At 61.7% G+C, this 8,769-nt stretch carries 8 protein-coding genes; 4 read left to right on the forward strand and 4 right to left on the reverse strand.

Annotated elements, in window-relative coordinates; genetic code table 11:
- Positions 1-201 precede the first annotated feature (201 nt).
- The gene (locus D460_RS0108560) at positions 202-633 is read left to right on the forward strand and encodes a MarR family transcriptional regulator (protein ID WP_018898127.1); all 432 of its coding nucleotides are present in this window, start codon (positions 202-204) and stop codon (positions 631-633) included.
- Here the strand turns inward: D460_RS0108560 and D460_RS0108565 are convergent, their stop codons facing one another.
- From D460_RS0108565 to D460_RS0108580, 4 genes are all read right to left on the reverse strand, one after another.
- Positions 634-1,509 (reverse strand): DMT family transporter, encoded by an 876-nt coding sequence (locus D460_RS0108565; RefSeq protein ID WP_018898128.1) that lies wholly within the window; start codon positions 1,507-1,509, stop codon positions 634-636. It abuts the gene before it with no gap.
- A gap of 21 nt (positions 1,510-1,530) precedes the next feature.
- Positions 1,531-3,045 (reverse strand): amidase, encoded by a 1,515-nt coding sequence (locus D460_RS0108570; protein ID WP_018898129.1) that lies wholly within the window; start codon positions 3,043-3,045, stop codon positions 1,531-1,533.
- A gap of 177 nt (positions 3,046-3,222) precedes the next feature.
- Positions 3,223-4,881, reverse strand: coding sequence for an amidohydrolase (locus D460_RS0108575; RefSeq protein WP_026282932.1), 1,659 nt, complete (start codon positions 4,879-4,881; stop codon positions 3,223-3,225).
- Positions 4,882-5,031: 150 nt separating this feature from the next.
- The gene (locus tag D460_RS0108580; RefSeq protein ID WP_155947703.1) at positions 5,032-5,205 is read right to left on the reverse strand and encodes a hypothetical protein; all 174 of its coding nucleotides are present in this window, start codon (positions 5,203-5,205) and stop codon (positions 5,032-5,034) included.
- A 388-nt stretch (positions 5,206-5,593) separates the two neighbouring features.
- On the opposite strand from D460_RS0108580, the gene D460_RS0108590 reads away from it, so the two are divergent.
- The 3 genes from D460_RS0108590 to D460_RS35875 form a co-directional block, all read left to right on the forward strand.
- Entirely contained in the window at positions 5,594-7,033 is a 1,440-nt protein-coding gene (locus D460_RS0108590; RefSeq protein WP_018898133.1) for an NAD-dependent succinate-semialdehyde dehydrogenase, read from the forward strand.
- Between the two features lie 10 nt (positions 7,034-7,043).
- Positions 7,044-8,417: an aspartate aminotransferase family protein gene (locus D460_RS0108595; RefSeq protein ID WP_018898134.1), complete on the forward strand. Its 1,374-nt coding sequence runs from the start codon at positions 7,044-7,046 to the stop codon at positions 8,415-8,417.
- Between the two features lie 225 nt (positions 8,418-8,642).
- The coding region (locus tag D460_RS35875) for a helix-turn-helix domain-containing protein (protein WP_155947704.1) at positions 8,643-8,769 on the forward strand (127 nt) is incomplete at its 3' end.

Below are 8,769 nucleotides of genomic sequence, written 5' to 3' on the forward strand. Positions count from 1 at the left end.
CAGTGCGATGCGTTTTAGCATTTGCTGTGCACGTTCTGTGCCAGATGGCTAAATGCTGCACATAATGGCCTTTGCGCATAGCAACCGCCCACTCACACCCCAGGCCTGCTTAAAAATTAGGCGAACTTTGCAAAAGTTGCCGCTTGAATATCGTCTTCTTCAAAGTTAGAAAAGGCAATAATTGAAAAGGGAGATGGTGTCGTGGACTCGCTATCGGAAACGCAATCGGCCGAGCTCATGGAGCTCATCTCCGGCGTCAACCGACGTTACGAGCAGGCCATGGAAGCGCGGCTGAAGCCGACCGGCCTCCCCATCGAGCAATACCGCATCCTCGAGGCGCTTCATCGCAAGGACGGGCTTTCCATGGGAGAGCTCGCAATCGAAGTCTTCGTCGATTCCCCGACGCTCACCAAGATCATCGACAGAATGATCACGGGCGCGGATGTCTACCGTGCGCCCGATCCGAACGACCGGAGAAAGGTGCTGATCTTCCTGTCCGACAAGGGACGTGCGACTTTGACCGATGTGCGGACCGTCGTGCAGGGCTCTCACGCCGGTATGATCAAGCAGCTCGGCGCCGGAGAGATAGGACAGCTCCGGACGATGCTCGAGAGCATGCTGCGCATCGACTGATCATTCCTGCAAGGCGGGATCGACCTTCGTGCGGCTGGCAAGCAGGATCGCCACACCGACCAGAGCCAGCGCGCTGCCGAACCAGAAACCCGCAGATGTGGCTTCGCCGAGCCAAAAGATACCCAGGCAAACCGTCATCAGCGGAAACATCAGCGTCAGGGACGAGACCACGCTCACGTCGTAGAGCTTGAGCAGCCGGTAATAGGCCGTGTGGCTGATGACGGTGACGATGATCGCCGAGAAGATGAGCAACGCTATAAACGGCACAGCGTGTTTGCCAACCTGCGACAGTTGATCGGTTTCAAAAGCCATGGACGCCAGAAAGAGCGGCAAGCAGGACGACGCGGCCGTCCAGGCCTGTGTGCGCAATGGTGTCATGCCCTGGGTTTTCTTCAGCAACACCGATCCCAGCGCCAGGGAGGCGGCGGCAAGCACGATGAGCATCGCGCCCGCTCCGACCGACATATGGCCTGGGCGCCAGAGCACGATGACGACCCCGCACAGTGCGGTCGCAATGCCGACCAGCTTGCGCACACCGATCGCTTCGCCAAGGATCAGCGCCGAAAACAGCGCGGTCATGGGAATACCGATCTGCAAGAGGATCGCCGCCAGCGAGGCGTCGACAAGGCCGTAGCCGCACAGCAGCAAGCCAAAATGCCCTGCGCCCATCAAAAGCGCCGTGGCGATCACCGGCGACAACGGCCTGGGAAGAGGGCGCAGCAGCGGTGCCAGCACCAGTGCAGCCAGAAAAAACCGGGCCGCTGACAGGAAAAGTGGCGGAATGCCGGCAACAGCGATCACATAGCGACTGGCGACGGCGTTGACGGCCCAGATCAGGCAAATGCCGACCATCGCCGCGAAATCATGCGGACGCATGCTGATATCTCCCGGCCTTGCCTAGAAGGAACGCCAGTCGCCGGACCGCTCGAACTCGGCGGCGGCGCGATAGATCGTCGCCTCGTCGAAGCTCTTGGCGATAAGCATCATCCCGACAGGCAGGCCGTCCGCGAGACCGCAGGGCACGGACATTGCCGGATGCCCGGTGATGTCGAAGGGGCAGGTGTTGACGTTGAGTTCGGCCGCTCGCTTGACGATCTCGGAAAGCGGCGCGCCGGCCTTGGGTAGGGGCGAGGCCGTGCGCGGCAGGGTCGGCATCAACAGGAGATGGTAGTGTTCGAAGGCTGCGTCATAGGCGCGCTTGATCTTTCGCACCAGGTTCTGCGCCTTGGCATAGTAGCGGCCGTTATAGGTTTCGCTTGCCCAATATCCCCAAAGCATCGAGAGCCTGAGCGGCTCGGACAAGCCGTCGGTGTGTTCGCGCCACGTGGCATGGTGGTCAAGCAGCGAAACGTCGTAGCGCCCCTTCCAGTTGAAGCCCATACCGTTGCCCAGCATCATCTGCCGCGTCGTCCCTTCCGTGGCAATCGGTGTCCAGACGGCAGGCGCGATCGCGTGCTCGGCTATGGATATCTCGTCCACGACCGCGCCGAGACCGCGAAGGCGCTCTGCGGCCGCCCTGACGCTGCGAGCCACCTCCCCACTCATCTCGTCGGTCTGGAATCCCTCGGTAACGAGGGCGATGCGCAGCCCGTGGACGCCGGCGTTCAAGGCGCCGATGTAATCACCGCGGCGAACGTTGCGCTGGCGCGGGTCGAGCCCGTCATCGCCGGCGATGACATCAAGCAACAGCGCGTTGTCGGCAACGGTCGCCGTCATCGGACCGGCATGATCGATGGTCGCTTCGATCGGCATGATGCCGGAGTAGGGGACCAGCCCCCAGGTGGGTTTCAGCCCGTATATGCCGCAATAGGACGACGGAATGCGGATCGATCCGCCCTGGTCGCCGCCGACCGCCATGTCTGCCTCCCCGGCCGCGACGAGCGCGCCGCATCCGGACGACGAACCGCCGGCGGAATATCCAGGCCGCCATGGGTTATGCACCGGCCCCGGAAACGACGTATGGCTACCGCCCGACATGCAGTAGCTCTCGCAAGTCGCCTTGCCAAGAATGATGCCACCGGCATCCAGTATCCGTGCGACGACCGTCGCATCCTCCTCGGGGATGTAACCGTCCAGCACCGGTGTACCGTTGACCATCGGCACGCCCGCCAGCGCGATATTATCCTTCAGAACCACCGTCCTCCCGGCCAACGGACCGTTGGCGGCGCCATCGACGCGGGTCTTTCGCGCCCAGGCGCCAAACCTGTTCTCCTCACCGTCCGGGCGGTACCCGTCTCCACGCGAATAGGGCGATATGGCCGGATCGTCTTCGATGCTGTCGATCAGCGCATAGGCCGCGACATTCGGCGTCATTTCAGCATGATAGAACTCCGCCTCCTGCCTTGTCAGCTGTAGGCGGAGGCGCTCCGCGGTCGTGAGGATGTCATCTAAGGTCGGGGGCACAACGGTCATATCAATTCTCCTGCGGGGTGATCCGCAGTAAAGAATGATTTTTTGATAGTTGTAAATTCAAATATCTGAATTGCTCAATTTTCTGGAACATCCGGCGTGCGTTCCCGAAGACAGATGAGCCGCCCTGACGACAGGCAGCCCGCCGATTCCGCCGGGCTGGCTCATCAAACCCTTCAGTTATGCACGCGAGTGAACGAGCTTGCCGGCGACAAACACGTGATCGACCTTGATTTTCAGCAACTCGTCCATCTCCTCTTCCCGAGGATCCTTTTCGAGAACGATGATATCGGCGAACTTGCCCACCTCCAGCGAGCCCTTGACGTCGTCGTGCCCGAGAATGGTTGCGGCGGCGATCGTGTACATCTTCAAGCCCTGGGCGACCGACACGCGCTGCTCGGGATCGATGATCTCGCCATACAAGGTCTCGCGCTTGACCGAGCACCAGATGCCGAAGAATGGATTGCTCGCCCTGGGGTCGGCGCCGCCATAGGCGTCCGAGCTGCCGCTCACCGTCCAGCCATCGTCCCACATCTGCTTGAAGGGGAAGCGTCCCCGTGCTCCGTCCACCTTTCCGAAGAAGTAGGTGAAGAAGTCGCCGAGGCCGAAGAGAAAGGTCGGCTGCGGGCATGGTTTTGCGCCGGCGGCTTTCCACATGCCTGTCGTGCGCGCGTAGTCGGGAAGGAATATCCCTCCGTGCTCGATGCGAAGGCGCGCGTTGGCGGGCGATACGCCGGTCTCGATGACTGCCTCGCAGATGGCCTCCTGCGCCTTGTCGCCCACCGCGTGGCAGGCCAGACCCAAGCCGCTCGCGCGCGCGGAAAGATATGTGTGCTTGATCTCTTCCTTCGACATAGCCATCTCGCCCATCGAAGCCTGCTCGCGATGACGATACTGAATGCTCATCGCGGCGTTGGCCGAGGAGAAGCCGCCATCGGTGAAGATCTTCACGCCCTCGACGTTGAACCACTCGCTGTCGCTTTGAGGCTTGATATGCTGCTGCCAGTTGCAGGCCTCGTCGAGTGTCATCGTACCCGGCACCCAGAGATAGGTCGCGACGCGCAGGGGCATCTCGCCGTCCCTTTGCAGTTCCGACATCGCCTCAAGGCCCTTGGTCGTCTCGCTGATCTCGCCGATGCTGGTCACGCCATACTCGGTGAGATACTTCTTGGTCGTCTCCCGGATCGCGGTTTTCAGGAGGTCACCCTTCACACGGGGAAACGGAAGGACTGCTTCCATTTCCTGGAATTGTCCTGTCGGGTCGCCGTTCGCGTCGCGGACGACGACGCATTTGCCGGCGACGCTGAATTCCGGGGGAACATAGTTTCTGTCGATGCCGGCGATCTCCATGGCTTTCGAATTGAGAAGCGTTATGTGTCCACCGGCCTGAACCAGCACCGGAATGTCGCGCGAGATCTCGTCGAGCTCCGCAAGCGTCGGGTAGCGCTTCTCCTCAAGCTTCTGGTCGTAGAACGTATTGCCCTGCGCAAGCAGCCAGCCGTCGAACAGCCGTGTTGGAATGGCCGCCCTCAATGTCTGGATCATCTCCTTGATCGACTTGCAGATCGGCACACGCACATCGACGTAAGTGTGGTTGATCATGGAGATCGCTTCGAGATGGATATGCGGATCGACGAAACCCGGCATGACCACCCGATCGCCGACATCCGTGACAACAGTGGCCGGGCCGACCATCGCCTGCATCTCGTCCTGATGCCCGACGCCGACGATCCTGTTGCCTTTTATCGCCACGTAGCCGGGACCGTCCCAACCACGCGCGTCCATCGCGACAAGCTTCTTCGACAGGATGACGGTGTCAGCATGCATATCGTTCTTCATTGTCTTCTCTCGGCTGTTGATGAATTCATTGCGCATCGTCGGGGCCGATCGCGCTTCACCGTGCCGCTGCGACGGTTTCCGAGCGATCGTCATCGTGGCGCCGTAGCGCCACGCCTCGGCGATGCCATGCAAAAGCATCGGCGCGTCGGGTTATGCGTTCTGCATTACCAGCTGCGCCGATCTCACGCGTTCCTGGCGAAGGGCCACGACCTCTTCCATCGTGTCGCCGGCAGCCAGCCCCGCATATGTCGCCGGCCTGTTCTTCCTCAACCAAAGGGAGAAGAGGTAACCCAGCACGAATATGCCGGGAAAGACCGCGGTCATTCGCAGAACCCAGGGAGCGGTTGAGCCTGTCAGCCATTCAAGGCTGCCCATTTCCACGACGACCGCTCCACCCAGCAAAGCGGCTGCGAGCAAAGGAGCGGCGAAGGTGCGCCATCTGCTCGTTCCATCGGGAAACCGAATGAAGAAGCCGAATCGTGAAGAGCTCCATCCTGCTGCCCGAAGCCGATTTCGGCGATGTTTCCGGCTTTGCCGAGAAAGCCCGTGAAATCGGGCGCGCGGCACTCACGGGGTGAATGAAGCACCGGACATCTGCTCGTGCCCATCGCCATGTGCGGTCGCCCGCGACCGCCAGCACCCGATCACAGGCTGACGATATGCCCGGTTGCCGTCGCAACTGGTTTGAACGAATGAGTAAGAGGATTCCTCAATGTCGATGTTAACGCCACTTTCCCTGAGCCTTCGGTTCACGTCCTTCTTCGGCGAGACGCTTGATGTCCACAATCCCGCAAGCGGCGAGATCGTCGGCCGGGTTCCGAACATGGGCGGCTCGGATACCGCGCGCGCGATTGCGGCGGCGAATGCAGCACTGCCCGGCTGGCGGGCTCTGGCAGCGGGCGCACGATCGATCCTGCTCAAGCGGTGGCATCGTCTGGTAATCGAGAACCTGGAGGATCTTGCGCAGCTCTTGACCGCGGAGCAGGGCAAGCCGCTTGCCGAGGCGCGCGGCGAGATCGCCTATGGGGCGAGCTTCATCGAGTGGTTCGCCGAGGAAGCCAAGCGCGTCTATGGCGATACGATCCCGGCGCCGAAGGCGGGCAGCCGGATCATCGTGCAGAAGCAGCCGGTCGGCGTGACCGGCGCGATCATTCCCTGGAATTTTCCGTCGGCGCTCTTCAACCGTAAGGTCGCGCCGGCGCTTGCCGCTGGCTGCACGGTCGTGGTCAAGCCGTCGGAACTGACGCCGTTCAGCGCGCTGGCGCTTGCGGCGCTCGCGGAAGAGGCAGGCATTCCGCCCGGAGTGATCAACGTGGTGACGGGCGATCCCGCGCCGATCGGCGCGGCGCTGACATCGAGCGCCATCGTCCGCAAGATCTCGTTTACAGGCTCGACGCGCGTCGGCAAGCTGCTGCTGGAGCAATGCGCAGCGACGGTCAAGCGCACGTCGATGGAGCTGGGCGGCAATGCGCCGCTGATCGTGTTCGACGATGCGGATATACCCACGGCGGTGGCGGCCTGCATGAACTCGAAGTTCCGCAATGCCGGGCAGACCTGCGTCTGCGCCAACCGGATCTATGTGCAGGACGGCATCTTCGATGCGTTTCAGCAGGCGTTGACGGCGGCTGTCGGCAGGCTCGTGGTCGGACCCGGCACGCAGGAAGGCGCCACGATCGGGCCGCTGATCAATGCGGCGGCCGTCGACAAGGTGGAGCGTCATATCGCCGACGCGGTATCGAAAGGTGCCTCGGTCATGCTCGGCGGCGCCCGGCATGCGCTCGGCGGCACATTTTTCACCCCGACCGTGCTTGTCGGTGCGACGGCCGAGATGGAACTGGCGCGCGACGAGACCTTCGGACCGGTGGCGGCCCTGTTTCGCTTCGCCAGCGAGGAAGAAGCCATCGCGCTCGCCAACGACACGTCCTACGGGCTGGCGTCCTATATCTTCACCAGCGACGTCGATCGCATGTGGCGCGTGACGGACGCGATCGAGACCGGCATGGTCGGCGTCAACGAAGGTCTCATCTCCAACGAAGTGGCGCCCTTCGGCGGCATCAAGGAGAGCGGCCTCGGCCGCGAGGGCTCGCGCTACGGCATCGAGGAATATCTCGAGCAGAAATACATCCTGATCTCTCCCAGACTTTCCGCATAGGAACAGACATATGACAATTTCGGGTTCGAACTCCCTGATCGACGCCGACCTCTCGACGGTCCTTCATCCCTATACGAACGCCCGCGCGCACGAAAAAAGCGGTCCTTTGGTGATCGAGCGAGGCGAGGGGATCCACGTCTACGATACCGCCGGAAAGCAATATATCGAGGCGCTTGCCGGTCTCTGGTCGGTCGCGGTCGGTTTCGACGAACCGCGTCTGGTCGATGCGGCCGCGCGGCAGATGGCCAAGCTGCCCTATTACCACATCTTCAGCCACAAGGCGCATGAGCCCTCCGTGCGGCTTGCCGAAAAGCTGGTGGAGATGACGCCGGCCAATCTGACCCGGGTGTTCTTCACCTCATCCGGTTCGGAGGCCAATGACACGGTGGTCAAGATGGTCTGGTACATGAACAATGCGCTGGGCCGGCCGGAAAAGAAAAAGTTCCTGGCGCGCGACAAGGCCTATCACGGGATCACCATCGCCTCGGGATCGCTGACGGGCCTGCCCAACAATCACCGCGACTTCGACCTGCCGGCGATCCCGGTACGCCATCTGACCTGCCCGCACTTCTATCGGTTCGGGCTGCCCGATGAGACCGAGGCGGAGTTCACCGCCCGGCTTGTGGCGGAAGCCGAACGCACGATTCTCGAAGAGGGCCCGGAAACGATCGCGGCCTTTATCGGCGAGCCGCTGATGGCCGCCGGCGGCGTGATGCCGCCGCCGCAGGGCTATTGGCAAGGGATCGAGGCGCTCTGCCGCAAATATGGCATCCTCCTCGTCGCCGACGAAGTGATCAACGGCTTCGGCCGGCTGGGTTCGAGCTTCGGCTCGGTGCATTACGGCTTCACGCCCGATATCATGGTGACCTCCAAGCAGCTGACCTCGTCCTACATGCCGCTCGCCGCGATCATCTTCTCGGAAGCGATCTACCAGGCGATTGCCGACAATACGGCCAGGATCGGCACGTTCGGCCACGGCTTCACCGCATCCGGACATCCGGTGGCAACGGCTGTTGGGCTGGAGAACCTTGCGATCATCGAGGAACGCGATCTCATCGGCAACGCCGCCCGCATGGGCGCGATCCTTCAGCATGAACTGAAGGCACTGGCGGATCATCCCCTGGTCGGCGAGGTGCGCGGAGCCGGGCTGATCGCCGGGATCGAACTGGTGGCGGACAAAACCAACCGCACACCACTGTCGCCCACAGGCAAGGCCGGTGCCATCGCCTTCGCCGCCGGGCATGAAACCGGACTTATCGTGCGCGCCATCGGCGACACGATCGCACTCTGCCCGCCACTGATCATCGACGAGGCACAGATCCACGACCTCGTCGCTCGCCTCAAAACGACAATCAACCTGACGGAGACGCGATTGAAGGCATGACTGGGAAGGATCGCGGTGGCCTAACCGGACGCAGGACTTGGGCGGCAATGAGTTCCATAAGATAGATTATCGAATAATACATGTGTAAGGGCTATTTAGTAATGCGACAGTTGGGCCAGTTAGAGATGCGACAGTCTCGCCTCTCGACGCACTGGTCAAAGCCAACGTTGGGAGCAAGGATGACGATCTTCAGTCTGGTCGAGACCATGAGCGGTCGGAGTCGTCATGTCCTTTTTGATCACCATGTCGCAGAAAGAATTGCATCGCCTCGAATTCATCCAGAAGATCCGTGACGAACGTCTGAGCGTCGTCCAGGCAGCCGAACGGCTCGACCTCAGTCGAAGCCAGGTCC

The organism is Rhizobium sp. 2MFCol3.1, from assembly GCF_000377565.1.
Classification (GTDB): Bacteria; Pseudomonadota; Alphaproteobacteria; order Rhizobiales; family Rhizobiaceae; genus Rhizobium.

Excerpts from the sequence above, each read along its gene's own strand:
- D460_RS0108565 (WP_018898128.1), bottom strand. The coding sequence starts at position 1,509 with ATGCGTCCGCATGATTTCGCGGCGATGGTCGGCATTTGCCTGATCTGG.
- D460_RS0108595 (WP_018898134.1), top strand. The coding sequence starts at position 7,044 with ATGACAATTTCGGGTTCGAACTCCCTGATCGACGCCGACCTCTCGACG.
- D460_RS0108570 (WP_018898129.1), bottom strand. The coding sequence starts at position 3,045 with ATGACCGTTGTGCCCCCGACCTTAGATGACATCCTCACGACCGCGGAG.
- D460_RS0108580 (WP_155947703.1), bottom strand. The coding sequence starts at position 5,205 with ATGACCGCGGTCTTTCCCGGCATATTCGTGCTGGGTTACCTCTTCTCC.
- D460_RS0108590 (WP_018898133.1), top strand. The coding sequence starts at position 5,594 with ATGTCGATGTTAACGCCACTTTCCCTGAGCCTTCGGTTCACGTCCTTC.
- D460_RS0108575 (WP_026282932.1), bottom strand. The coding sequence starts at position 4,881 with ATGAAGAACGATATGCATGCTGACACCGTCATCCTGTCGAAGAAGCTT.